Consider the following 23,815-nt stretch of genomic DNA (forward strand, 5'->3'; position numbering starts at 1 on the left):
TCCCCCATGAACGAACTTTTCGGCACACTTTCCGACGGCACACCGGTGCACCGCTGGACGCTCGAGCGGGCCGGAGTGCGGGTGCGCGTGCTGTCGTACGGCGGGATCGTGCAGTCGGTCGAGGTCCCGGACCGGGACGGGCGCACGGCGGACGTGGTGCTGGGCTTCGCCGGTCTGGACGGCTACCTCACCCATCCGGAGCCGTATCTCGGCGCCCTGATCGGCCGGTACGCCAACCGGATCGCCGGCGGCCGCTTCGAGCTGGACGGGCGGCCGTACACGGTCACGCCGAACGAGGGTGCCAACACGCTGCACGGCGGCGAGCGCGGGTTCGACAAGCGGGTGTGGGACGTGACGCCGGTCGAGCACGGCGTGCGGCTGTCCCGGGTCAGTCCGGACGGCGAGGAGGGCTTCCCCGGCCGTCTGGAGGTCACCGCGACCTACACGCTGGACGCCTCGGGCGCCCTGCACCTGCGCTACGAGGCGGTCACGGACGCGCCGACCGTGTTCAACCCGACCAACCACTCCTACTGGAACCTGGGCGGCGCCGGCTCCGGCGAGGCGGCCGGGCACGAACTGCGCCTGGCGGCCTCGCGTTACACCCCGGTCGACGCGCGGCTGATCCCCGAGGGCGCTGCGGCGGACGTGACGGGGACCCGTTTCGACTTCCGCCGGGCGCGCACGGCGGGCGCGGGCTACGACCACAACTTCGTCCTGGACAAGGGGGTCACCGAGCGGGCCGAGGAGGCCGCCGAGCTGTACGACCCGGTGTCCGGGCGGGTGCTGACGGTGGCGACGACCGAGCCGGGCCTCCAGCTCTACACCGCCGACCACCTGTCCGCCGGCCCCTTCGCGCCCGGCGCCGGGATCGCCCTGGAGACCCAGCACTTCCCCGACTCCCCCAACCGCCCCGACTTCCCGAGCACCGTACTGCGTCCGGGCGAGGCGTTCCGCTCGGAGACGGTGTACGGCTTCTCGGTGCGGTAGGGCCGCCCGCCCGGCGTGCAGAACGGGCGGGCAGAACAGGCGGGCGGGCACGCCGGCCTCGGGTCGCGTCACGCCGCCGTCGGGCGGTCTCCCCGCCGTGCGGCGCTCTGCTCGCCGTGCGGCGTCAGGTCGTCGTCAGACGGTCTCGCCGCGCATCCGCGTGACCGCCCGGCCGAGCAGGGCCACCGCGCCCGCGCAGACCAGCAGCACCGCGCCGCCGGTCGGCCCCGGCCCCTGCGCGCAGGGGCCGTGCGCGGACGGGCCCTGTCCCTGGTTCTCCTGCTGCCCGGACGGGCCCGGTGGCCCCTGCCCCGGATGCACGTGCGTTCTCCCCGGACGTCCCCCTGAGCCGCCGTCGGCGGCCGTACCGGGCCGGGGGTCTGCCACATCCGGCCGGGACGCCACGAGCCCCGGTCCAGGGGTCAGGTCCCGGGCCGGGGCTGTACGTGGGGGGCTTGCCCCGGATCCGACCCTAATCGCCGCGGGACCGCGACGGCCGGGCGGGAGGCGCCCGGCCGGAACCTCGTACGAACCCTTCACAAACGGCCGGGCACGGCGGCCACCACCTCCACCTCGATCTGCGCCCCGGGCCGGAACAGCCGGGGCACCTCGACGGTCAGGCTGGTGGGCGGGGTGCCGGTGAGGTAGCGCTGCCGCACGGCTCCGTACTCGGCGAGCCGGCTGATGTCGGTGAGGAAGGTGCGCACGCCGATGACGTCCGCGAAGCTCGCGCCGTGCGCCTCCAGCAGCGCGGCGACGGCCTGGAAGACGCCCTCGCTCTGCTCGGCGAGCGTCTCGCCCTCGGCGATCTGGCCGGAGAGGAACAACAGGGCGCTGCCGTCGGCGTGTTCGACTCTGGCGACCTGGGAGTAGTAGGGGCTGAGCGGCTGGGGGGCGCCGGCGGGGTTGTCGAGGGTGATCTGCACGGTGCTGCTGCTCCTCACGCGGTCGTGGTGGTGCGGGTACGGATCCGGGCTGCGGCACGGGACAGGTCGGCACCGGCGGGCCCCGGCTCCCCGGCCGCCTGCCGCAGGGCCGCCGACACGGCCTGCACGGCGGGGAGCGGGGCGGTGGCCGTGGCGAGCGCGAGGTCCTTGGCGGCCAGCGCGGTGGCGAAGCGGGCGTCCTCGGCGAAGGCGGGGGCGACCGCCCCGGCGAGCGGGCCGCCGGCCGGCGCGGTGCGGGCCGTCTCCCCGTCGACGCCGAGCGTGTCGGCCAGTCGCAGTGCCTCGGCGACGAGGACGACGCCGCTGATCACCGCGGTGTTGACGACCAGTTGAGCGCGGCCCCGGTGCCGAGGGGGCCGGTGCGGGTGACGGTGCCGAGGCGGGCCAGGATGTGCTCCGCCCCGGCCGTCGCGCCGCCCGCGAGGATGCCGAGGCTCCCGTCGGCGGCCCGGTCGGTACCGCCGGTGACCGGGGCGTCCACGAGGACGGCCCGGCCGTCGAGGCGGACGGCCAGCGCGCGTACGGCGTCCGGGCCGACGGTGGGCATCTCCACCCGGCGCGCGCCGTCGGGCAGGGCGGGCAGGACGGCGTCGGCGACCTCGGCGAGCGCGTCCGGACCGGCCAGCATCGTGATGACCACGTCGGCGTCCCGGACGGCGTCGGCGGGGCGGTCCGCGGGCTCGGCGCCCTCCGCGGCCGGCGGGCCGGTCCTGGCCGCCGTGCGGTTCCAGACGGTCAGCGGGTGCCCCGCGGCGAGGAGCCGGCGGGCCATGGGCGTGCCCATACGGCCGAGCCCCAGAAAGGCGATCTTCTCCCTGTGCTGCATGCCGTCGACGCTAAGGTCGGGCACGTGATGCGACAAGCGAATCAATGGCATGGCTGACATGCCGAACATGCATGGCGAGGATGGCCCCGCCGGGTCCGGGCGCGACGACGCCGTCCCCGATCTGTCCACGCTGTGGCTGCGGGTGTTCCTGGAGGTGGACCGGTGCGGGTCGTTCACCGTGGCGGCGCGGACGCTGGGCTGGACCCAGTCCGCGGTGTCCCGGCAGGTCTCCGCGCTCGAGGCGGCGCTCGGCGGCGCCCCGCTGTTCGACCGGCTGCCGCGCGGGGTGCGGCTCACCGAGGCGGGGCGCACGCTCGTCCCGTACGCGCGGGCCGTCGCCGAGTCGCTGCACGGTGCCGTGCGCGAACTGGCGGCGTTGCGCGAGGCGACGGGCGGGCGGCTGCGGTTCGGGGCGTTCGCCTCGGCCGACGCGGCGCTGGTGCCGTGGGCGCTGGCCGCCTTCCGGGCCCGCCGTCCGGGCGTCCGGGTCACCCGCGAGGAGGGCCTGACCGCCGGGCTGCTGGAACGGCTCACCGCCGGGCACCTCGACCTGGCGGTGGTCTCCACCACCGGGCGGGCGCCGCTGGAGGCGTACACGCTGCACCACCTGCTCGACGAGTCCCTGTACGTCGCCGTCCCGGCCCGGCATCCCCTGGCGGACCGTCCCGGACCCGTGCGGCTGCGTCAGCTCGCCGGCGCCGACTGGGTGTCGGGCAGCGCCCGCCCGGAGGGCACCCTGCTGGACGCGGCGCTGCGGGCGGGGTTCCGGCCGCGGATCGCCCACGTCGTGGCCGAGTGGACCGCCAAGCAGGGCTATGTCGCGGCCGGTCTGGGGGTCGCCCTGGTCCCGGCGCTCGCCGCCGCGTCCGTACGGCCGGACGTGGCCCTGCTCCCGGTGCGCGACGAGGACGCGCCGGCCCGCGCGGTGTACGCGGCGACCGTGAGGGGGCGCTCGCCTTCACCGGCCGCGGAGGCGTTCATCGGCGTGCTGCGGGAGGCGGCGGAGGCGGTGGGTGCCACGGCCCGTCCGGCGGCGGTTCACGCCACGGACGGTCAGGCGCCGTGAGTTCCCTGCGACCTGATCGGCCGGACAGACAGCAGCCAGGAACAAGGCCTTGTCGTCAGGTTCCCGCCTGCCCCGCGACACCCGGCACGCTCTCTCGCCGCACCGGGCGAAAGCCCGAGTTGCCCGAGTGCGCCCGAGTACGCGGGCTTCCGCCCGGCACGCCGGGAGCACGCACCGGGCGCCGCGGGGCCCGCCCTTCGGGCGGACGGCGCCACTTTCGAAACACGCCCTAGGCCGGCCGCGGGTGCCGGTCACGGGTGAGCGCCGGGCCGCCGTCCGCCTCCCCTTCGCCCGCCTCCGCGTCCGGGCGCTCGCCCCGCCGCCCGTCCGGCTCGCCGTCCGCCCCTTCGCCCGTCCCCTCGTCCAGCAGGTCGCGGGCGAGCAGGGTGGCGCCCGCGACCGCGCCCGGCATGAGGAACACGGCGACGAACGGCACCAGGAAGGCCAGGCCCAGCGGGGTTCCGAAGCCCCAGACCAGGGTCTTGCGGGAGCGCAGGAGGCGCAGGCGGGCGCGGAGATCGACGCCGCGGCGCTGGAGGGCGACGGCGGCCAGTTCCTCGGTGAGGAAGAAGCCGGTGACGAAGAACCCGATCACCGGGACGACGGTCTGCCCGACGAAGGGCAGGAAGCCGAGGCCGAAGAGCAGGACGCCCCACAGGGCGGCGCGGACCAGGACGCGGAGGCTGTCGCGCCCCGAGATCCACAGTTCGCGCCAGAGCGGCAGGCCGGACTCGGGCGCGGTGCCGTCCGGGGAGACGTCCCGGTCGACCTGTTCGGAGAGGCTCTCGTAGAACGGCTGGCCGATCAGCAGGGTGACGGCGGTGAAGGTGACGACGGCCAGGAGCAGGCCGAGGGCGAACAGCACCGCCGTGAGGAAGCCGCGGAAGAGACCGAGCCAGGGGCTCGGCCAGCCGTCGGCGAAGGGGGTGGCCCAGCCGACGGCGTCCGTGCCCCACAGGGCGAGCGCGGTGAGCGCCGCGGCGTACAGGACGAGGGTGATCAGTCCGGGGAGCAGGCCGAAACCGTACGACCTCCGGTGCCGGGCCATCCACCGCTGGCCCTTCAGGAGATAACCGAACCCCACCCCGAGATCACGCATGGGGTCACTGTAGCGAGGGGCGGCGGCCCGGCCCCGCCCGTGGGTGCGACGGCGGCCCGGTCCCGCGCCGGCGCGCGACGGCGGCGGCCGCACCCCACGTCCAGAGGTGCGACCGCCGCCGTACGGGGCAACGACCGGTTCAGGCCAGCGTCACGGTGATGTTGCCGCGGGTGGCCTTGGAGTACGGGCACACCTGGTGCGCCTTTTCCACCAGGCTCTTCGCGGTGGCCGCGTCGACGTTCGGGATGGCGGCCGAGATCTCCACGATGATCCCGAACCCGTCCTCGTTCTTGCCGATGCCGACCTTGGCGGTGACGGTCGAGCCGGAGATGTCGGCGCCCTCCTGGCGGGCGACCACGCCGAGAGCGCCCTGGAAGCAGGCGCTGTAGCCGGCGGCGAACAGCTGCTCGGGGTTGGTTCCGGTGCCGCTGCCGCCCATCTCCTTGGGCGGGTTCACGACGACGTCGATCTTGCCGTCGTCGGTGGCGACCCGGCCGTCGCGTCCGCCCTCGGCGGTGGCGACGGCGGTGTACAGGACGTCGGACTGCTGGATGGCCATAGCGTGCGTTTCCTCCTCGGTCCGCCGCGACTCGCGCCCACGGTCGCCAGCGGTTTCGGAAAGAAGTTACCGCATGTCGGAAATCCAGGGAACGCCTGCCGGGCCGGCCGGGACCGCGGCCCCGCTCAGAGCTTGACGATCATCTTTCCGGTGTTGTCGCCGCGCAGCACCCCGAGGAACGCCTCCAGCGTGTTCTCCACCCCTTCGACGACCGTCTCGCGGTACTTCAGCTCACCCGAGCGCACCCACGGGCCGACCTCCCGCACGAACTGCGGCTGGAGGTCGTAGTGGTCGCCCACCAGGAAGCCCTCGATCCGGCCTCGGGTCTGGATCAGCCGGGCCAGGTTCCTCGGGCCGGGGGCGGGCTCGGTGTTGTTGTAGACCGAGATGGCGCCGCAGATCGCGATCCGGCCGCCCCGGTTGAGGGAGCCGATGGCGGCCTCCAGGTGGTCGCCGCCGACGTTGTCGAAGTACACGTCGACACCGTCGGGGGCGGCGGCGCGCAACTGCTCGGAAACCGGGCCGTCCTTGTAGTTGAAGGCGGCGTCGAAGCCGTACTCGTCGACGAGGAGCTTCACCTTCTCGTCGGACCCGGCCGAGCCGATGACCCGCGAGGCGCCCTTGAGCCGGGCGAGCTGCCCGACCTGGCTGCCGACCGCGCCGGCCGCGCCGGAGACGAAGACGGCGTCGCCCTCCTTGAAGGAGGCGGTGCGCAGCAGGCCGGCGTAGGCGGTCAGGCCGGTCATGCCGAGCACGCCGAGATAGGTCGACAGCGGCGCGGCCTCCGGGTCGACCTTGACGGCCTGGGCGGCGTCCACGGCGGCGTACTCGCGCCAGCCGCCGAAGTGCAGGACGTGCTCGCCGACCGCGACGCCCTCGGCGCGGGAGGCGACGACCTGTCCGACGGCCCCGCCCTGCATGGGCTCGTTCAGCTCGTAGGGCGCCACGTACGACTTGGCGGCACTCATCCGGCCGCGCATGTACGGGTCCACGGAGAGGTACTCGTTCCGTACGAGGACCTGGCCCTCGCCCGGCTGCGGCAGCTCGGCCTCCACGAGGGCGAAGTCCTCGGGCTCGGGCCAGCCGACCGGGCGGCTGAGCAGGTGCCACTCACGGCTGACGGCGGGAAGTGTGGGGGTGTCGGACACGGGGGGCGCCTCTCGTCGGTGCGGCTCGGCCCGTCCGGACGGAGCCGAATACTTCAGTACCTGAAACAACCATGCTCCTGGATATTTCAGGTTGTCAAGTAAGCGGGTACGCTGGTCGCCATGGCCACCACTGACCCGCACCCCCGCCGCCCCGACGCCCTGGCCCTGGAGGTCGTCGAGCTGATCGGTGACGTCGTGGCCCGGTTCTACGCGGACTACGAGGAGGCCGCGGGCGAGCACGCGCTGACCGGCCCGCAGGCACGGCTGCTGAGCCTGCTGTCCGTGGAACCGCTGCCGATGCGCAAGCTCGCGCAGAAGCTGAAGTGCGAGCCGTCGAACGTGACCGGGATCGTGGACCGCCTGGAGGCGCGCGGGCTCGCGGAGCGGCGGCCCGATCCGGCCGACCGCCGGGTGAAGCTGGCGGCGGCGACGGAGGAGGGGCGCCGGGTGGCGCGCGACCTGCGCGAGGGACTGCGCTTCGCGCGGGAGCCGCTGGCGGGACTGAGCGACGACGAGCGGCGCGTGCTGCGCGATCTGCTGCGACGCATGGTGGCGGGCGCCTGATCCAAGGGGCCGCCCGGGCGCAGGGCCGGGCCTGGGACCGGCGGGCGCTGGGGGCATCCGGGGCAGGAGGTCGCGGGTCCAGCCGCAGCTTTCATCGGCCTCGTCGGCTTCGTCCGCCCGTGGGTCCTGTCTGCCCGTGGGCCCCGTCGGACTTGTCCGCCCCGTTCGCCTCCGGCCGCGTCCGAGTGACGCGCGCGGCTGCGGCCGGGTGCCGCGCGCCGCCGGCCGCGGCTCTTCACCGGGCTACGTGCACCACCACAGGAAGCGGTTGCACGTGTGCGTCGGGGTGGGGGTCGGGTGCGGGGCCGGGGGTGAGGAGGCCGGCGCGGCCGGGGACTGGGGTGCCTGCGGGGCCTGCGAGGACGGCGCGCCGCCCCCCGCGGTGCCGCCCGCGCCGGTCACCGCGCCCGCCGAGGCCGGAGCCGGCCGCCCGGGGCCGGCCGAACCGCTCGCGCCCGGTCCGGGCGTGCGGCCCGTCGCCGAGGCGGACGGCGACGCCTGGCGCGAGGCCGACGCCGAGGCCCGGTCCGCGCTCGCGCTCGCGGTGCGCCCGGGCGCGTCGGCGATCGGCCGCGCCGCCCCCGTCGCGCCCGCCGCCGCGTCCGGGCTCGCACCGCCGTCGGCCGCCGCGTCGCCCGCGGTGTCGGGGCCCGGGCCGGAAAGGCCCGGCAGACCGGGCGCGTCGGAGCCCAGTTCGGCCAGGCTCAGCCCGCCCGCCGCCAGCACGAACCCGGCGGTGATCAGCAGGGCCCTGCGGCGTCGCCTGCGGTGGGCCGCCGCCTTGCGGTCGCGGCGGCTCGCACCGCCGCCGGCCGCCCGTCGCGCCGCCCTGCCGGCGGTCTCCTCGACGGGTGCGCCGCGACCCTCTTCCCGCGCCCTGCGGCGCGCCGCCCGCCCCGGGGCCGGAGCACGGCCGGTGTCGCCGTCCTCGCGCTCCGGCTGCTCCGCCGCCGCGAACTCGGCTTCCTGGAGCGGGTGTTCGGCCTGATCCGCGTCCGCCGGGAGGGATTCGGCCGGGGTGCCGCACCCCGGGCAGGCGAGAGCGCCGTTGAGATGCCGTCGGCACGGGTGGCAGTAGTTCATGACGCGGGAAGACTAAGTTCCGGGCGGGCGCCGTTCCTAGGGGCGTCTGTGAAGGTTCCGTGGGGGAACGCGAGAACTCCCGGAAGGCTTGCCGAAACCGTTACCTGTCCGCCCCATTGACACCCCCCCTGGCGCTTCCTTACTGTCACGCCAGCATTTCGAACGCGTGACGAAATCTCGAACGGACCGTTTCGGACCGGACCCGCGCCGGTCCGGACCAGGACGTGCCGGACCGGACCGCAAGCCCGGACCAGGCCGTCCGGACGGGACCAGGCCGTCCGGGCACCTTGCAACAGTCATCTCGAACAGCCAGTACAGCAATCGCGAACAGCTGAGGGGCAACTGCCGTGCGCATCACCGGAATCAGCACACACGTGGTCGGGACGCCGTGGCGCAACCTGACCTACGTCCAGGTGCACACCGACGAAGGGATCACGGGGGTCGGCGAGACCCGGATGCTGGGCCACACCGACGCACTGATCGGCTACCTGCGGGAGGCCGAGGCCAACCACATCCTCGGGTCGGACCCGTTCGCCGCCGAGGACCTGGTGCGCCGCATGAAGTACGGCGACTACGGCCGCGCGGGCGAGATCGTCATGTCCGGCATCGCGGTCGTGGAGATGGCCTGCTGGGACATCAAGGGCAAGGCCCTCGGTGTCCCGGTGTGGCAGCTGCTGGGCGGGAAGGTCACCGACAAGGTCAAGGCGTACGCCAACGGCTGGTACACGACCGAGCGCACCCCGGAGGCGTACCACAAGGCCGCGCAGGGGGTCATGGAGCGCGGCTACCGGGCGCTGAAGATCGACCCGTTCGGCACCGGGCACTTCGAGCTGGACCACGAGCAGACCCTGTACGCCGTCTCGCTGATCGAGGCCGTACGCGACGCCATCGGCCCGGACGCCGAGCTGATGCTGGAGATGCACGGCCGCTTCTCCCCCGCCACCGCCGTGCGGCTGGCCAAGGAGATGGCGCCCTTCAAGCCGGCCTGGCTGGAGGAGCCGGTGCCGCCGGAGAACCTGAAGGCGCTGGAGAAGGTCGCCGCGAAGGTGGACCTCCCGGTCGCCACGGGCGAGCGCATCCACGACCGGATCGAGTTCCGCGAGCTGTTCGAGAGCCAGGCCGTCGACATCATCCAGCCGGACGTCGGCCACATCGGCGGCATCTGGGAGACCCGCAAGCTGGCGGCCACCGCCGAGACGCACTACATGCTGGTCGCCCCGCACAACGTCGGCGGGTCCGTGCTGACCGCCGCCTCCCTCCAGGTCGGCTTCACCTCACCCAACTTCAAGATCCTTGAGCACTTCAACGACTTCGCGGACGCGGAGATCAAGAAGGTCGTCAAGGGCGCCCCGCAGGTCGACCCGGAGGACGGCTGCTTCCACCTCTCCCAGGCGCCCGGTCTCGGCGTGGAGCTGGACGTCGACGCGGCGGCCGAGTTCCCGCAGCAGCAGGCCCGTTTCGACCTGTGGGCCGAGGGCTGGGAGACCCGCAAGCCCAAGGGCACGAAGTGAGCGCCGCGACCGCCGTCGTCGTCGACGCGCCCGGTGAGCACCGGCTCGTGCCGCACACGCCGCGCGAGCCGGGTCCGGGCGAGGCGCTGGTCGCCGTGCACGCGGCCGGCGTCTGCGGCAGCGACCGCGAGGTGTACCAGGGCAACCGGCCCGAGGGGTACGTCCGTTACCCGCTGACGCCCGGCCACGAGTGGTCCGGCACGGTGCAAGCGGTGGGCGCGGGCGTACCCGCCTCCCTCACCGGCCGCAAGGTCGTCGGGGAGGGGTTCCGCAACTGTCAGGTCTGCGACCGCTGCCACGCCGGACAGACGACCCTGTGCACCGCGGGGTACGAGGAGACCGGCTTCACCCAGCCGGGCGCGATGGCCGGCACGCTCACGCTGCCGGCCCGGCTGCTGCACGTCCTGCCCGACGACGCCGACCTCACCGCCGCCGCCCTGCTGGAGCCCGCCGCGTGTGTCGCCGCCGCCGTGCTCAAGGCCGGAGCCCGGCCGGGCGAGCGGGTCGCCGTGGTCGGCACCGGCACGCTCGGCATGTTCGCCGTGCAGTTCCTGAAGGCGCTCTCGCCGGCCGACCTGCTGGTGGTGGGCACCCGCCGCGACCGGGAGGCGCTGTCGCGGCGGTTCGGGGCGACGGACTTCCGCACCAAGGACGATCCCGCGCTCCCGGGCGGCTTCGACGTGGTCGTCGAGACCGCCGGGTCCGCCGACGCGGCCGGCACCGCCGCCGCACTGCTGCGGCGCGGTGGACGACTGGTCCTGACGGGCATCCCGGCGCCCGGCGCCGACGGGCTCGACCCGACCGACCTGGTGGTCCGGCAACTGGAGGTGCAGACCGTCTTCGGAGCGCCGCCGGAGGCCTGGGCGCACACCGTCCGGGTGTTCGCGGCCGGCCTGCTCGACCCCCTGCCCCTGGTCACCCACGAACTCCCGCTCACCGACTTCGCGCACGCCGTCGAGCTGGCCGGGTCCGGTGATCCGGAGGTCGGCAAGATCCTGCTCCGCCCGTGACCGCACGCCGGTCCGCCCGCGCGCGGGCACCGGGCCGCCCGGGGCCCGCGCGCGGGCGCGGACCGGTCCGTTCCTGACCGGACGCCGGCCGCGGGACGACCTGACGGCCCCGCGGCCGGTGCGCCGCCCACCGCCACCTCTCCGACGCTTCCACGCCATGAGCCCCGAACCCTGTCCGAGACACCGGACGCGCCACGCGGCTCGCTCGACCCGAAGGACAGCTTGTGACCGACGCCCCCGACACGGCAGCCCGCAGGCCCGGTGAGCCGGCGCTCACCGCGCTCGGCCTCGCCGCCCCCGCCCCCGACCCCGCCGACGCCTCCCCGCACACCTTCCCCGGCGGGGGCCGCTGGCGCACCGAGATCCCCTCGTGCGAGGGCCCCGAGGCGCTGGCGGCGGTCCTGAAGGAGTCCTCCCGGCTCGACGTGCCGATCCACCGGATCAGTCAGGGCAGCGGCGTGTGGATGCTGACCGACGCCGAGATCACCGAGATGGCCGAGGCGACCGCCGAACGCGGCATCGAGCTGTGCCTGTTCACCGGACCGCGCGGCACCTGGGACACCGGCGCCTCGGTGCGCACCGACTCGCGCGGGGCGGGGCTGCGCGCCCGCGGCCACGACGCGGTCGCCGGATGCGTGGAGGACGCGGTGCGGGCGACGGAGCTGGGGGTCAAGTGCCTGCTCGTCGCCGACGAGGGCGTGCTGTGGACGCTGCACCGGGCGCGGCTGGCCGGCATCATCCCGGCCGACACCACCCTGAAGGTGTCCGCGCTGATCGGTCCGGTCAACCCTGCCTCGTACGCCGTCTACGAGCACCTGGGCGCCGACTCCGTCAACGTGCCCAGCGACCTGACGCTCGCCCACCTCACGGAGATCCGGCGGGTGTCGGCCGCGCCGATGGACATGTACATCGAGGCGCCGGACGACCTCGGGGGCTATGTGCGGATGTACGAGGTGGCGGAGCTGATCCGGCGCGGTGCGCCGCTGTACCTGAAGTTCGGGCTGTCGAAGGCGCCGGGGATCTACCCGTACGGGCACCAGCTGCGCGAAGTGACCCTGGCGACCGCGCGGGAGCGGGTGCGGCGCGGCAGGCTGGCGCTGGACCTGCTGGAGCGGCACGGAGCGGGCGGTGACATGGCTCCGCTGGGCTCCCGGCTGCCGGGCGCGCTGACCCGCTTCGACACACCGGCATAACGTTCCGGAAACTGAGCTTCACAGAAGCCCACACAGCCGCGCACAATCCCACACATCTGTTTCCGGTCCCCGGCGGACCGTTCGCCGCACCACTGCCCGGCACGACCCACCTGGCACCACGGCACCACCGGATCCACGCACCACCGACGCCACCAGCACCAACGGCACCCCCGGATGCACGCACCACCGGCACCACCGGATCGACGGCACCACCGGATCCACCCGCACCGCCTCCGGGACCACGGCACCACCCCGGCGCCGCCGCACCGTCCGCACCGCCCCGCACCGCCGGACCGACCCCGCACCCACATCGAGGATGATGACCATGCGCAACCGCAGAGCCGCACTCGCCGCGACCGCCACCGCCGCCACCCTCGCCCTGGCCCTGTCCGCCTGCGGGCAGAACAGCGAGGGCGGCAGCAAGGAGGACAAGAGCAGCAGCAAGGGCGGCACGATCGGCATCGCGATGCCGACCAAGTCCTCCGAGCGGTGGATCTCCGACGGCAAGAACGTCGTCAAGGACCTGGAGGCCAAGGGCTACAAGACCAAGCTGGTCTACGGCGAGGACGACCCGGACACCCAGGTCTCGCAGATCGAGAACCTGATCACCCAGGGCGTCAAGGGCCTGATCATCGCGGCCATCGACAACAAGTCCCTGAACAACGTGCTCCAGCAGGCCGCCGACGCCAAGATCCCGGTGATCTCCTACGACCGGCTGATCCTCGGCACCAAGAACGTCGACTACTACGCCTCCTTCGACAACGAGAAGGTCGGCCGGCTCCAGGGCACGTACATCGTGCACCGGCTCGGCCTGGACAGCGGCAAGACGGGGCCGTTCAACATCGAGCTGTTCGCCGGCTCCAACGACGACAACAACACCCGCTACTTCTTCAACGGCGCGATGAGCGTGCTCAAGCCGTACATGGACAAGAAGCAGCTGGTGGTCAGGTCCGGCCAGACGCAGCTCAACAAGGTGACCACCCTGCGCTGGGACGGCGCCACCGCCCAGCGGCGCATGGACGACATCCTCACCTCCTCGTACAAGAGCGAGAAGGTCGACGCGATCCTCTCGCCGTACGACGGCATCTCCATCGGTGTGCTGTCCGCGCTGAAGTCGGACGGCTACGGGTCCGGCAGCAAGCCGCTGCCCGTCATCACCGGGCAGGACGCCGAACTGGCCTCCGTGAAGTCGATCATCGCGGGCCAGCAGACGCAGACCGTCTACAAGGACCTCCGCAAGCTCGCCGACGTCGCCTCGACCATGGTCGACGACCTCATCAACGGCAAGAAGCCGCAGGTCAACGACACCAAGTCGTACGACAACGGCACCAAGGTCGTGCCCGCCTACCTGCTCCAGCCGGTGAGCGTCGACAAGAGCAACTACGAGGACGTCCTGGTCAAGGGCGGCTACTACACCGACGCCCAGCTGGGCAAGTAACCCGCCGCACCCACCGAACCACCGACTGGAAGGCACGACCATGGCGGGACCCGTCCTGGAAATGCGCTCGATCGTCAAGACCTTTCCCGGTGTCAAAGCGCTGTCGGACGTCACCCTGACCGTCCGTCAGGGCGAGGTCCACGCCATCTGCGGGGAGAACGGCGCCGGCAAGTCCACCCTGATGAAGGTGCTCTCCGGCGTCCATCCGCACGGCAGTTACGAGGGCGAGGTCCTCTTCGAGGGGGAGGTCTGCCGGTTCCGGGACATCCGGGCCAGCGAGCAGCACGGCATCGTCATCATCCACCAGGAGCTGGCGCTCGTGCCGTACCTGTCCATCGCGGAGAACATCTTCCTCGGCAACGAGCACGCCAAGCGCGGGTTCATCGACTGGAACGGCACGCTGCAGCACGCCACCGAACTGCTGCGCCGGGTCGGCCTCGCCGAGCACCCGGAGACCCGGGTCTCCGACATCGGCGTGGGCAAGCAGCAGCTGGTGGAGATCGCCAAGGCGCTGTCGAAGTCCGTGAAACTGCTCATCCTGGACGAGCCGACGGCCGCCCTCAACGACGAGGACAGCGACAAACTCCTCGACCTCATCCTGGAGCTGAAGAACCAGGGCATCACCTCGATCATCATCTCCCACAAGCTCAACGAGATCCGCAAGGTCGCCGACTCGGTGACGATCCTGCGCGACGGCCGCACCATCGAGACCCTCGACGTGAAGGCGGCCACGACCACCGAGGAGCGGATCATCGCCGGCATGGTCGGCCGCGACCTCGACAACCGCTTCCCCGAGCGCACCCCGCACCGGCCCGAGGAGGGGGCGGCGCCCGCGCTGGAGATCCGCAACTGGACCGTGTTCCACCCGATCGACCAGCAGCGCAAGGTGGTCGACGACGTGTCGATCCAGGTGCGGCGCGGGGAGATCGTCGGCATCGCGGGCCTGATGGGCGCGGGCCGCACCGAGCTGGCCATGAACGTCTTCGGCCGCTCCTACGGACGCTACGCGGGCGGCACGGTCCTCAAGGACGGCACCGAGATCCGCACGAAGACCGTCCCGGAGGCGGTCGCGCACGGCATCGCGTACGTCACCGAGGACCGCAAGCACTACGGCCTGAACCTCATCGACACCATCAACCGCAACATCTCGCTGACCGCCCTGCGCAAGGTCGCCCGGCGGGGTGTGGTGGACGAGCACGAGGAACGCCAGGTGTCCGAGGGCTTCCGCACCTCCATGAACATCAAGGCGCCCACCGTCTTCGAGCCGGTGGGCAAGCTGTCCGGCGGCAACCAGCAGAAGGTCGTCCTCAGCAAGTGGATCTTCTCGGGTCCCGACGTGCTGATCCTGGACGAGCCCACGCGGGGCATCGACGTGGGCGCCAAGTACGAGATCTACACGGTCATCGACCAACTGGCCGCCCAGGGCAAGGCGGTCGTCTTCATCTCCTCCGAGCTGCCGGAGCTGCTCGGCATGTGCGACCGCATCTACACCATGTCCGCCGGCCGGCTGACCGGCGAGGTGCCACGGGCCGAGGCCACCCAGGAAGTGCTGATGCGTCGGATGACGAAGGACACCCAGGACAAAGAGGTAACGCGATGAGCACGGATGTGACCGCCAAGAGCCCGGCCCCGGCGCCGCCGGGCGGCAGCGGAGCGGCCGGCGGCGGCCTGCTCCAGATGATGCTGAACGGACTGCGCCGCAACATGCGCCAGTACGGCATGCTGATCGCGCTCGGTCTGATCGTCATCCTCTTCGAGGCGTGGACCGGCGGCGACCTGCTGCTGCCGCGCAACGTCTCGAACCTGGTCCTGCAGAACAGCTACATCCTGATCCTCGCGATCGGCATGATGCTGGTGATCATCGCGGGGCACATCGACCTGTCGGTCGGCTCGCTCACCGCGTTCGTCGGCGCCTTCGCGGCCGTGCTGACGGTGGAGCACCATGTGGCCTGGCCTCTCGCACTGGTGCTGTGCCTGGTGGTGGGCGCGGTCGCGGGTTCCGTCCAGGGATTCCTGATCGCCTACTTCGGCATACCGTCGTTCATCGTGACGCTCGCCGGGATGCTGATCTTCCGGGGCCTGACGGAGATCCTCCTCGCGGGACAGACCCTCGGCCCCTTCCCGAACGGCCTGCAGAAGATGGGCAACGGGTTCCTGCCCGAGGCCGGCCCGAACACCAACTACCACAACATCACCCTGCTGCTGGGCCTCGTCCTGATCCTCTTCACGGTCGGGCAGGAGGTCCGCGACCGCCGGCGCCAGCAGGAGTTCGCCCTCGACGTGCCGCCGTTCAAGCTCTTCCTGCTCAAGCTCGTCGCGATGGTCGCCGCGATCCTCGTCGTCACGATGCTGCTCGCCAGCTACAAGGGCGCGCCGATCGTGCTGCTGGTCCTCGGTGTGCTGGTGGTCGGCTACGGCTACGTGATGCGCAACGCGGTCTTCGGCCGCCACATCTACGCGATCGGCGGCAACCTGCCGGCCGCGAAGCTGTCCGGCGTGAAGGACAAGAAGGTCACCTTCTACGTCTTCCTGAACATGGGCGTGCTCGCGGCCCTGGCCGGTCTGGTGGTCGCGGCCCGGCTGAACGCGGCGTCGCCGAAGGCGGGCCTCAACTTCGAACTGGAGGCCATCGCCTCCTCGTTCATCGGCGGTGCGTCCATGAGCGGCGGTGTCGGCACCGTGCTCGGCGCGATCATCGGCGGTCTCGTCCTCGGCGTGCTGAACAACGGCATGAACCTCCTCAGCGTCGGCACCGACTGGCAGCAGGTCATCAAGGGCCTCGCCCTGCTGGCCGCGGTCGGGTTCGACGTGTGGAACAAGCGCAAGTCCGGTTCGTAGCTCAGCCGGGCCCCGCCGGACCTCCTCCGGCGGGGCCCTTTCCTTTCGACGTCCTTCCACGGGAGCCGTACATGGAACTGAACAGACGCACGGTCATCGCCGGAGCCGCGGCGGCGGGCGTCGCCGCGAGCGCGCTGGGCGGCACCGCCCACGCCGCCGGGCGGGAGTCCTCCTCCGGGGCCCGGAAACCGGTCAGGGAGCACTTCGGCACCCTCGCCGACGGCACGGAGGTCCACCGCTGGTCGCTGGCGAACGGCGGCACCCGGCTGAAGGTCCTCTCCTACGGCGGCATCGTCCAGTCGCTGGAGATCCCCGACCGCCACGGCCGCTACGCCAACGTCTCCCTCGGCTACGACGACCTGGACGCCTACGTCGCCGGCACCACGTTCTTCGGCGCCACCATCGGCCGCTACGGCAACCGCATCGCCAAGGGCCGCTTCACCCTGGACGGCAAGGACTACCAGCTGTCCGTCAACGACGGCGAGAACAGCCTGCACGGCGGTGCGCAGGGCTTCAACACGAAGGTGTGGGACGTCGAGCCCTTCACCTCCGGCACCGACGTCGGCCTGCGCCTGCGCTACGTCAGCCCGGACGGCGAGATGGGCTACCCGGGCACGCTGCGCACGAAGGTGACGTACACCCTCACCCGGCACGGGGACTGGCGCATCGACTACGAGGCGGTCACCGACCGGCCGACCGTCGTCAACCTCACCAACCACACGTACTACAACCTGGCGGGCGAGGGCAGCGGCAGCATCTACGGCCACGAGCTGTGGCTGGCCGCCGGGCGCTACACCCCGACCGACGCGGGCCTGATCCCCACCGGCGAACTGGCCCGGGTCAAGGGCACCCCCTTCGACTTCACCCGCCCCAAGCAGATCGGCCGGGACATCCGCACCGGCCACCCGCAACTGGTCACCGCAAAGGGCTTCGACCACAACTTCGTCCTGGACAAGGGCGTCACCGCGCGCCCGGTCCACGTGGTGACCCTGCGCGACACGGACTCCGGCCGCACCCTGCGCATCTCCACGGACCAGCCCGGCGTGCAGTTCTACTCGGGCAACTTCCTCGACGGCACCCTGGTCGGCCCCTCCGGCCACACCTACCGCCAGGGCGACGGCCTGGCCCTGGAGACCCAGCACTTCCCGGACTCCCCGAACCACCCGGCCTTCCCGTCGACGGTCCTGCGACCGGGCCGGACCTACCGGACGACCACGGTCCACTCCTTCGACGCGTGAAGCCGCCCGCGCCGCCGGTGAGCTGAACACTCCCGGCGGCCCGCCGAAGCGCCCCCTCAGTCCCCCCGCACGTCCACGGCGTAGCCGTCACCGCAGCCCTCGAAGATGCTCGGGGTGCCGTGCGTGACGACCAGGACGTAGGAGTCCGGGATGAGGGGGCACTCGACCTCGTGCCACTGGACGGCCAGGAAGGTCCAGATGACCACCAGGACCAGTCCGACAACCCCTCCGACGCTGTACCGCCGCTCCGTCATACGGGCCCCCCTCCCCCTCGGGCCCGGACCCGGGCCCAGCCACCATGCTGGGGGCCGCGGCTCACCCCGGCGCAAGAAGCCCGCGCGCCCGGCGCCGGCCCGGTGGCAGGTCGACCTCCGCGCGGACGGTCTTGCCCGGGGGCGGCACCCGGTCCACCACCTCCCACCGGTCGGCGTACGCCTCGACCAGCACCAGCCCGCGCCCGCTCTCCGCGAGGCCGTCCGGTTGCGGTACGTGGCCCGGGCCGGGCGGCAGCGGCGGGCCCACCCGGGTGTCGCTCACCTCGATCCGCACGCTCCCGGTGACGAGTGAGAGCCGCAGCTCGAAGTCACGGCCCGGGATCCGGCCGTGCGTCACGGCGTTCGCGGCCAGCTCCGCCACGATCGCGGCCACCGCCTCCGCCGGCGCCGACCCGTACGGGATCCCCCAGGCGTCCAGTTGGTTCAGGGCGAGGTGACGGGCGAGGCGCGCGCCGCGCGGCGTGGCACTGAGCCGCTGCGCGAACGTACGTACGGTGGCGGCTGCTTGGGGAGTGGATGGTGCGGTCATGGCTTCAATCTGCGGCCTGGATCCACCCCTTCACCAGCCCTGAGCCGCGTACGCTGCGCCTGCGTACACGGTCACCGACTGGACAGTACCGATGACCGACCGTGAGCATGTTCGCGGGAGGTGACGCACAGTGGCGGATGCTGGGGCGGGCAGGGGCGGTGAACCGGAGTCTTCGGACAGTCTGCGTACGTTCGGGGCGATGGTCCAGGGACTCCGGGAGCATGCGGGGCTGAGCCGGGAGGAGTTCGGCAGGCACGTCGGCTTCTCCAAGCACACGGTGGCATCGGTCGAGCTGGGCAGGCGCATGCCGGACGTGGACTTCGTCGAGGCGGCCGAGGGCGTGCTGGGGAACACGGGGGCGTTGCGTCGGGCGGCGGGCTTTTTGGAGCGGCAGCCGGGTCTCGCTTCCTGGTTCAGGCGCTGGGCGACCTTGGAGAGGACCGCTATCAGCCTTTTCAACTATGAGTGCCGGATGATCCCCGGACTTCTCCAGACAGAGCCGTACGCAAGGCAGTTGTTCACCGACGAGCTGCCACCGCTCACGGACCAGCAGGTCGAGGACAGTTGGGCTGCGCGGGCCGAACGCCAGCGCTTGTTGCGGGAGCGGCCGAACACCGCTTTCAACTTCTCATCGAAGAGCACGTTCTCCTCCGCCGGACCGGCGGGTCGGAAGTTACCAAGGAGGCGGTCGACCACCTTCTTGAGTCGGCCGAACTGCGGAACGTCGAGATCCAGATCATGCCGCTGGTACAGACGTCCCATGCTGGACTGCACGGCCCCATCGCCCTGCTCGAAGCCCCCGCGCACAAGTGGTTCGGGTACAGCGAAGGGCAGGAGAGTGGTCAGTTCATCTCCGACCTGAAGGTGATCAGCGTGCTCCAGGGCAGGTATGCCAGGATGCGTTCACAGGCACTCACCATGCAGGACTCCGTGAGCCTGTTGCAACGGATGCGAGGAGACCTATGAGCACCGCGGAACTGGCCTGGTTCAAAAGCAGCTACAGCAGCGGCTCCGGCGACAACTGCATCGAAGTTGCCCTCACTCCGGTCGCCGTCCACGTCCGCGACACCAAGGACCGCCCCCGAGCCGCACTCGCCCTCTCCCCCGCCGCCTGGAACGCGTTCCTCGCCCACGCCGCACGCTGACTCCTCGGTCTCCGCGTCGGCAGTCCCGGCCCGCGCCCTCCTGCGGGTTGGCAGCGGGGTCGCGGGACAGTTGAATACCCAGGTGACGGACTGGAGGCAGGTGGCTGACAGTCACGGGGCGGCCAGCCGGGTGCCGCTGCTCCTGGATCAGGTGGAGCGAGGGGAATCCCCGGAGGCCTGGAACGAGTTGTGGGACCGTCTCTGCGCTGCTCGGCCATCCGGGCCTGGGACCGAGGCGACATCGGGCGGCGGCCACTGCGCCCCGCCCCGGCCGAGGAACTTCGCGACCCGGGCCGGTGGATGCAGGCCACCGCCGGCCGGGACGGACAGCAGCGGCTCGCCGAGGGGATCAGACACCTCTTCGGCCGGGCGGAGTGCCCGGCCTGCGGCAGCGCGTTCGACATCGCGGAAGCCCACACCACCGCGAACCTCCCTCCAGCCCTCGAGACGTACTGAACAGGGAGACGCCGCCGGGCCGCTTTCGGCGGTCTCGACACGGTCGGCGTCACCACTGAGCGCTTCATGTGCATCTCTTACATTCAGAGCATGAGCGATCCCGTCGTCGAATCCATGGCCGAGGTGCGCAGCCACCTCGCGGACGTGATTGACCGTGCTCGTCGGGAGGGCACTCCGACGATCATCACCCGGCGCGGCAAGCAGGAAGTCGTCGTGATCGACATCCAGGAATACCAGCGCCTGGGCGAGATCGCGGAGAACGCGGAAGAGGTGTGGCTCAACCGGCTCGCCGACGAGGCCGAGTCCGAGGGCACGCAGGGGTCGGTCTCTCCGGAGGAGTTGGCCGCCTTGCTGCGCGCCCAGCAGGACTGACCCAGGGGTACGTCCCGCACTTCACTCCGCACGCACAACAGGACATGTCAGGTTCGTAGGTCCCTCCGCGTCGGCGGCGGTCCGCGTTCCTCGTTCACCTCACCCCCTGAGACCCGCGCGCCCGCAGTGCCCCCTCACGGGTTCTCCCAGGCCGACGGTTCCGCCGCCAGGGTGCGGACGGGGGCCGGGAGGGTGCCCGACGCCATGTCGGCGATCGTGACGCCCTCCAGGATGCGGCGGACGTTGGCGCGCAGGGCGATCCACAGGGGCAGCAGGGGCTCGGCCGAGCCCGTGTAGGTGAGGCCGGTGGGGCGTTCGCCGCGGACGGAGACGATCGGGCCGTCCACCGCGCGGATCACGTCCGCCACCGTGATCCGCGCCGCCTCCCGGGCCAGGGCGTAGCCGCCGCCCCCGCCGCGCCGGCTGGTGACCAGGCCCGCGCGGCGCAGGTCGCCCAGGATGCCCTCCAGGAACTTGTGCGGAATGCCCTGTTCCGCGGCGACCGCCTCGGCCTTCACCGGGCTCGCCGGGTCCGCTTCCTGCCGTACGGCCAGTTCCAGAACCGCCCGTACCGCGTAGTCCGCCCGTGCCGAGATCCTCATGGCGTCCATTGTGGCGTCCGGGACAGTGGAGAATGGCGGGACCCGCGCCCCGTAATATCCGCCCGGGAGGCACACACCTTGGCGCTCAGCAGACGTACATTCAGCGCCCTCGCGGGCTCCGCCGCGCTCGGTCTCGCGCTGGGCGGCAGCGGCGGGCCGGGGGCGTCGGCGGCGTTCGCGGTGCGCGGTGTGCCGACCGGGCCCCCGCCGCCCGTGCCGTCCGCCGACGGGCGGCGCCACACCGTGGGCTTCGACCACTACTCGCTGCTGGTGGACGGTCGGCGGCTGGTGCTGTGGGCCGGTGAGATGCACCCGTTCCGGCTGCCCAGCCCCTCGCTGTGGCGGGACGTGCTCCAGAAGATGCGGGCCCACGGCCACAACGCGGTCAGCGTGCGCCTGGCGTGGAACCTGCACTCCCCCGCGCCGGGGGCGTACGACTTCACGGGGGTGCGGGACCTGGGTCTGTTCCTGCGCACCGCCGCCGAGACGGGGCTGTACGTCGTCCTGCGGCCGGGTCCGCGCATCGGCGCCGACGTCGACGGCGGGGGGCTGCCCGGCTGGCTGGCGGCCACGGCGAGGACCGCGGGCGCCGACGGCCCGGACCACCTCACGCACGCCGACGAGTGGCTCGGGCGCGTGAACGCCATCGCCGCCCGCCACCTGTTCACCAAGGGTGACGGGACCGTGCTGCTGTACCAGCTGGAGGACCAGGCCACCGGGGCCGCCGGGGCCGCCGCCGTGTCCCGGCTGTACCAGAAGGTCCGCGCCGACGGCATCGACGTGCCCCTCTTCCACGGCGACGGGAGCGGCGGCCGGTGGGCCCCGGCGTCCTTCCCGCGGCCGTCGGGGTTCCTGCCGGAGTCCGGCGGCGGTGCCGACCCGTGGGGCGGGGCCGTCTTCGGAGGCGAGGGGTACGCCGGGGCGCGGCGCACCCGCGACGCGGCCCACGAGCGGCGCACGCTGCTGACCGACCTCGCCCACGGACTCGCCCTGCGCACCACGTACATGGCCTTCGGCGGCACCTCCTGGGGCTGGCTGCCGGCCCCGCAGGTGTACACGTCCTACGACTACGGTGCCGCGATCGACGAGGGGCGGCAGGTCACCGGGAAGGCGGTGGCGACGCACCAGATCGGGCACATGCTGCGGTACGTCCCCGACCTCGCCAAGCTGGACCGGGTCGAGGGCGGCACCGCGCGCGGGCTCACCACGTACCACCTGAGCAATCCGGACACGGGCGCCCGGGTGCACGTCCTGCGCAACGACACCGGCGAGGACGTCACCACCACGCTGCCCGCCGCCGGCGAGCACCTGCCGGTGACCGTACCGGCCCGGGACGCCCGGCTCGCGCTGTCCCGGATGCGGCTGGGGCTGCTGAGACTGCGGTACGCCACCGCCCAGCCGATGGCCTACCTCACCGTCGGCCGGCAGGACATCGTGGTGTTCTGCGGGCGGCGCGGGGACTCGGCCCGGCTGGCCCTGGAGGCGGCCGGGGAGCCGATGGTCACCCGGCTGAGCCAGCAGGTCGCCTATGTGTACGAACGCCGGCTGGTGCGGATCACCGTCCCCTTCGGCGCGGGGCTGGCCGGGGCGCGGGTGGAGGCGGGCGAGACCGTCGACCGGGCGGTGCTGATGCTGTTCGCCGACGACCGGACGTCCTCGCGGCTGTGGCCGTGGGAGACGCCGTCGGGCTCGCTGCTGGTGTGCGGGCCGAGGCTGCTGCGCTCCGCGGTCGTCGAGGGCGCGACGCTGCACCTGACCGGTGACACCGTGGAGGCCGCGAAACTGGAGGTCTGGGCGCCGCGGGGCGTGACGGCGCTGACGTGGAACGGGCGTCCGGTGCGCACCGTGCCCACCGGCACCGGCAGTCTGCGCTCGCTCGCGCCGCTGGAGGGGGCGCCCGCGGTGGAGCTGCCCGTGCTGGGCGGCTGGCGGGCGCGCGCGGAGAACCCCGAGTCCGCGCCCGGTTTCGACGACTCCGCTTGGCGGAAGGCCGATCTGACGTCCTCGTACGGCACCACGCCCGTCCCCGAGGGGCAGCCGGTGCTGTCCGCCGACGACTACGGCTTCCACTACGGCGACGTCTGGTACCGGGGTGCCTTCACGGACGCGTCCGGCATCGAGTCGGTGTCCCTGGCCCACAGCACGGGCACCCAGGGGCTGCTGATGGCGTGGCTGGACGGTGAGCCGCTGGGCACGCACCGCATGCCGGTGCCGCGCGCGGACGCGGCGGGCCGGGGGACCTGGACGGACACGGCCGTCCTCGCCGTGCCCGAGCGGCTGCGCACCGGCGGCCGGCACGTGCTGTCGGTGCTGGTGCGGCCGATGGCGCACGAGCAGGGCGGCGCCGGGCAGGACGCGTTCGGCGCCGCGCGCGGGCTGACGGCGGTGTCCTTCACCGGGGGCGCGCCGCGGGTGCGCTGGCGCATCCAGGGCGCGGGCGCGCCCGACCCGGTGCGCGGGCCGCTCAACAACGGCGGGCTGTACGGGGAGCGGGAGGGCTGGCACCTGCCCGGCTTCGCGGACGGCGACTGGGAGCGGGTGTCCTTCCCGCGTGCCGTGCGGCGCCAGGGCGTGACCTGGTACCGGACGACGTTCCGGCTGTCGGTGGACGCGGGGGTGGACGCCTCGGTGGGGCTGACCCTCCGGGACGAGCCGCACCGCTCCTACCGGGCGCAGATCTTCCTGAACGGCTGGAACCTGGGCCAGTACGTCAACGACGTGGGCCCGCAGCACACGTTCGTGCTGCCGAACGGCGTCCTGCGCACCCGGGGCACCAACACGCTGGCACTGGCCGTTCTGTCCGGGGGCACGGGCGAGGCGGGTCCGGGACAGGTACGGCTGACGCTGCTGGGCCGCGCGGCCGGAGGGGTGCCGGTGGCACCGGTGTCCTCCCCCGGCCGCTGAGCCCGCGGCGCCTCGCGGTCCCCCG

25 protein-coding genes and 1 pseudogene are annotated in these 23,815 nt (G+C 72.7%); 15 read left to right on the forward strand and 11 right to left on the reverse strand.

The annotated features are described in order from the left end of the window. Positions 1-6 precede the first annotated feature (6 nt). Entirely contained in the window at positions 7-987 is a 981-nt protein-coding gene (locus tag IG64_RS09905; protein WP_037854203.1) for an aldose epimerase family protein, read from the forward strand. 135 nt (positions 988-1,122) lie between these two features. Here the strand turns inward: IG64_RS09905 and IG64_RS09910 are convergent, their stop codons facing one another. From IG64_RS09910 to IG64_RS42080, 4 genes are all read right to left on the reverse strand, one after another. Further along, positions 1,123-1,308, reverse strand: coding sequence for a hypothetical protein (locus IG64_RS09910; protein WP_037854204.1), 186 nt, complete (start codon positions 1,306-1,308; stop codon positions 1,123-1,125). A 215-nt stretch (positions 1,309-1,523) separates the two neighbouring features. Then, entirely contained in the window at positions 1,524-1,913 is a 390-nt protein-coding gene (locus IG64_RS09915; RefSeq protein WP_037854206.1) for a RidA family protein, read from the reverse strand. A 14-nt stretch (positions 1,914-1,927) separates the two neighbouring features. After that, positions 1,928-2,245: a hypothetical protein gene (locus tag IG64_RS42075; RefSeq protein ID WP_234438460.1), complete on the reverse strand. Its 318-nt coding sequence runs from the start codon at positions 2,243-2,245 to the stop codon at positions 1,928-1,930. Further along, on the reverse strand, positions 2,242-2,760 hold the full coding sequence (locus IG64_RS42080) for an NAD(P)-dependent oxidoreductase (RefSeq protein WP_234438461.1): 519 nt from the start codon (positions 2,758-2,760) through the stop codon (positions 2,242-2,244). The genes IG64_RS42075 and IG64_RS42080 overlap by 4 nt, the downstream gene beginning before the upstream one ends. A 49-nt stretch (positions 2,761-2,809) precedes the next feature. Here IG64_RS42080 and IG64_RS09925 point away from each other — a divergent pair, with 49 nt between their 5' ends. Continuing rightward, positions 2,810-3,826, forward strand: coding sequence for a LysR family transcriptional regulator (locus IG64_RS09925; protein WP_078883916.1), 1,017 nt, complete (start codon positions 2,810-2,812; stop codon positions 3,824-3,826). A 229-nt stretch (positions 3,827-4,055) separates the two neighbouring features. Here IG64_RS09925 and IG64_RS09930 read toward each other — a convergent pair whose 3' ends face one another. The 3 genes from IG64_RS09930 to IG64_RS09940 all read right to left on the reverse strand — a co-directional run bounded on the left by IG64_RS09930 (position 4,056) and on the right by IG64_RS09940 (position 6,632). Continuing rightward, on the reverse strand, positions 4,056-4,925 hold the full coding sequence (locus IG64_RS09930; RefSeq protein ID WP_078883917.1) for an EI24 domain-containing protein: 870 nt from the start codon (positions 4,923-4,925) through the stop codon (positions 4,056-4,058). A 139-nt stretch (positions 4,926-5,064) separates the two neighbouring features. Beyond that, a complete protein-coding gene (locus IG64_RS09935) occupies positions 5,065-5,484 on the reverse strand; it encodes an organic hydroperoxide resistance protein (RefSeq protein WP_037854208.1) in 420 nt (139 codons plus the stop codon). 125 nt (positions 5,485-5,609) lie between these two features. Next, a complete protein-coding gene (locus tag IG64_RS09940; protein ID WP_037854209.1) occupies positions 5,610-6,632 on the reverse strand; it encodes an NADP-dependent oxidoreductase in 1,023 nt (340 codons plus the stop codon). A 120-nt stretch (positions 6,633-6,752) separates the two neighbouring features. Here IG64_RS09940 and IG64_RS09945 point away from each other — a divergent pair, with 120 nt between their 5' ends. Then, a complete protein-coding gene (locus tag IG64_RS09945) occupies positions 6,753-7,196 on the forward strand; it encodes a MarR family winged helix-turn-helix transcriptional regulator (RefSeq protein ID WP_037854210.1) in 444 nt (147 codons plus the stop codon). Positions 7,197-7,439: 243 nt separating this feature from the next. Here IG64_RS09945 and IG64_RS41540 read toward each other — a convergent pair whose 3' ends face one another. After that, positions 7,440-8,279 carry an SCO2400 family protein gene (locus tag IG64_RS41540; protein WP_037854211.1) on the reverse strand — a complete coding sequence of 280 codons (840 nt, stop codon included), beginning with the start codon at positions 8,277-8,279 and terminating at the stop codon, positions 7,440-7,442. Positions 8,280-8,626: 347 nt separating this feature from the next. Between IG64_RS41540 and IG64_RS09955 the strand changes: the two genes are divergently transcribed. From IG64_RS09955 to IG64_RS09985, 7 genes are all read left to right on the forward strand, one after another. Continuing rightward, positions 8,627-9,790 carry a mandelate racemase/muconate lactonizing enzyme family protein gene (locus IG64_RS09955; protein ID WP_037854213.1) on the forward strand — a complete coding sequence of 388 codons (1,164 nt, stop codon included), beginning with the start codon at positions 8,627-8,629 and terminating at the stop codon, positions 9,788-9,790. Then, a complete protein-coding gene (locus IG64_RS09960) occupies positions 9,787-10,800 on the forward strand; it encodes a zinc-dependent alcohol dehydrogenase (RefSeq protein WP_037854215.1) in 1,014 nt (337 codons plus the stop codon). Before IG64_RS09955 ends, IG64_RS09960 begins: the two co-directional genes overlap by 4 nt. A 224-nt stretch (positions 10,801-11,024) precedes the next feature. Next, on the forward strand, positions 11,025-11,993 hold the full coding sequence (locus IG64_RS09965; protein ID WP_037854217.1) for a hypothetical protein: 969 nt from the start codon (positions 11,025-11,027) through the stop codon (positions 11,991-11,993). 325 nt (positions 11,994-12,318) lie between these two features. Continuing rightward, positions 12,319-13,431 carry a multiple monosaccharide ABC transporter substrate-binding protein gene (gene chvE, locus IG64_RS09970; protein ID WP_037854221.1) on the forward strand — a complete coding sequence of 371 codons (1,113 nt, stop codon included), beginning with the start codon at positions 12,319-12,321 and terminating at the stop codon, positions 13,429-13,431. A gap of 40 nt (positions 13,432-13,471) precedes the next feature. Continuing rightward, positions 13,472-15,031, forward strand: a complete 1,560-nt coding sequence (gene mmsA / locus IG64_RS09975) for a multiple monosaccharide ABC transporter ATP-binding protein (protein ID WP_037854222.1) — start codon at positions 13,472-13,474, stop codon at positions 15,029-15,031. After that, positions 15,028-16,269, forward strand: a complete 1,242-nt coding sequence (gene mmsB / locus IG64_RS09980) for a multiple monosaccharide ABC transporter permease (RefSeq protein ID WP_037854223.1) — start codon at positions 15,028-15,030, stop codon at positions 16,267-16,269. The genes mmsA and mmsB overlap by 4 nt, the downstream gene beginning before the upstream one ends. Positions 16,270-16,340: 71 nt before the next feature. Further along, positions 16,341-17,507 carry an aldose epimerase family protein gene (locus IG64_RS09985; RefSeq protein WP_037854224.1) on the forward strand — a complete coding sequence of 389 codons (1,167 nt, stop codon included), beginning with the start codon at positions 16,341-16,343 and terminating at the stop codon, positions 17,505-17,507. A 56-nt stretch (positions 17,508-17,563) separates the two neighbouring features. On the opposite strand, the gene IG64_RS09990 is transcribed toward IG64_RS09985, so the two are convergent. Both IG64_RS09990 and IG64_RS09995 read right to left on the reverse strand, forming a co-directional pair. Further along, positions 17,564-17,761: a hypothetical protein gene (locus tag IG64_RS09990; RefSeq protein WP_037854228.1), complete on the reverse strand. Its 198-nt coding sequence runs from the start codon at positions 17,759-17,761 to the stop codon at positions 17,564-17,566. 61 nt (positions 17,762-17,822) lie between these two features. Next, positions 17,823-18,311, reverse strand: a complete 489-nt coding sequence (locus tag IG64_RS09995; RefSeq protein ID WP_037854230.1) for an ATP-binding protein — start codon at positions 18,309-18,311, stop codon at positions 17,823-17,825. 229 nt (positions 18,312-18,540) lie between these two features. Here IG64_RS09995 and IG64_RS10000 point away from each other — a divergent pair. From IG64_RS10000 to IG64_RS10010, 4 genes and pseudogenes are all read left to right on the forward strand, one after another. Beyond that, positions 18,541-19,277, forward strand: a pseudogene (locus IG64_RS10000) (Scr1 family TA system antitoxin-like transcriptional regulator). After that, positions 19,274-19,456, forward strand: a complete 183-nt coding sequence (locus tag IG64_RS10005) for a DUF397 domain-containing protein (protein WP_037854231.1) — start codon at positions 19,274-19,276, stop codon at positions 19,454-19,456. The pseudogene IG64_RS10000 and the gene IG64_RS10005 overlap by 4 nt, the downstream one beginning before the upstream one ends. Before the next feature lie 189 nt (positions 19,457-19,645). Continuing rightward, a complete protein-coding gene (locus IG64_RS41110; RefSeq protein WP_158771522.1) occupies positions 19,646-19,912 on the forward strand; it encodes a hypothetical protein in 267 nt (88 codons plus the stop codon). Positions 19,913-20,002: 90 nt separating this feature from the next. Next, entirely contained in the window at positions 20,003-20,284 is a 282-nt protein-coding gene (locus IG64_RS10010; RefSeq protein WP_037854527.1) for a type II toxin-antitoxin system Phd/YefM family antitoxin, read from the forward strand. Positions 20,285-20,418: 134 nt separating this feature from the next. Here the strand turns inward: IG64_RS10010 and IG64_RS10015 are convergent, their stop codons facing one another. After that, a complete protein-coding gene (locus IG64_RS10015) occupies positions 20,419-20,886 on the reverse strand; it encodes an RrF2 family transcriptional regulator (protein ID WP_037854530.1) in 468 nt (155 codons plus the stop codon). Positions 20,887-20,964: 78 nt separating this feature from the next. Here IG64_RS10015 and IG64_RS10020 point away from each other — a divergent pair, with 78 nt between their 5' ends. Beyond that, on the forward strand, positions 20,965-23,790 hold the full coding sequence (locus IG64_RS10020; RefSeq protein ID WP_037854232.1) for a glycoside hydrolase family 35 protein: 2,826 nt from the start codon (positions 20,965-20,967) through the stop codon (positions 23,788-23,790). The last annotated feature ends 25 nt before the right edge of the window (positions 23,791-23,815 follow it).

It is taken from the genome of Streptomyces sp. NRRL S-340 (assembly GCF_000720185.1).
GTDB lineage: Bacteria > Actinomycetota > Actinomycetes > Streptomycetales > Streptomycetaceae > Streptomyces.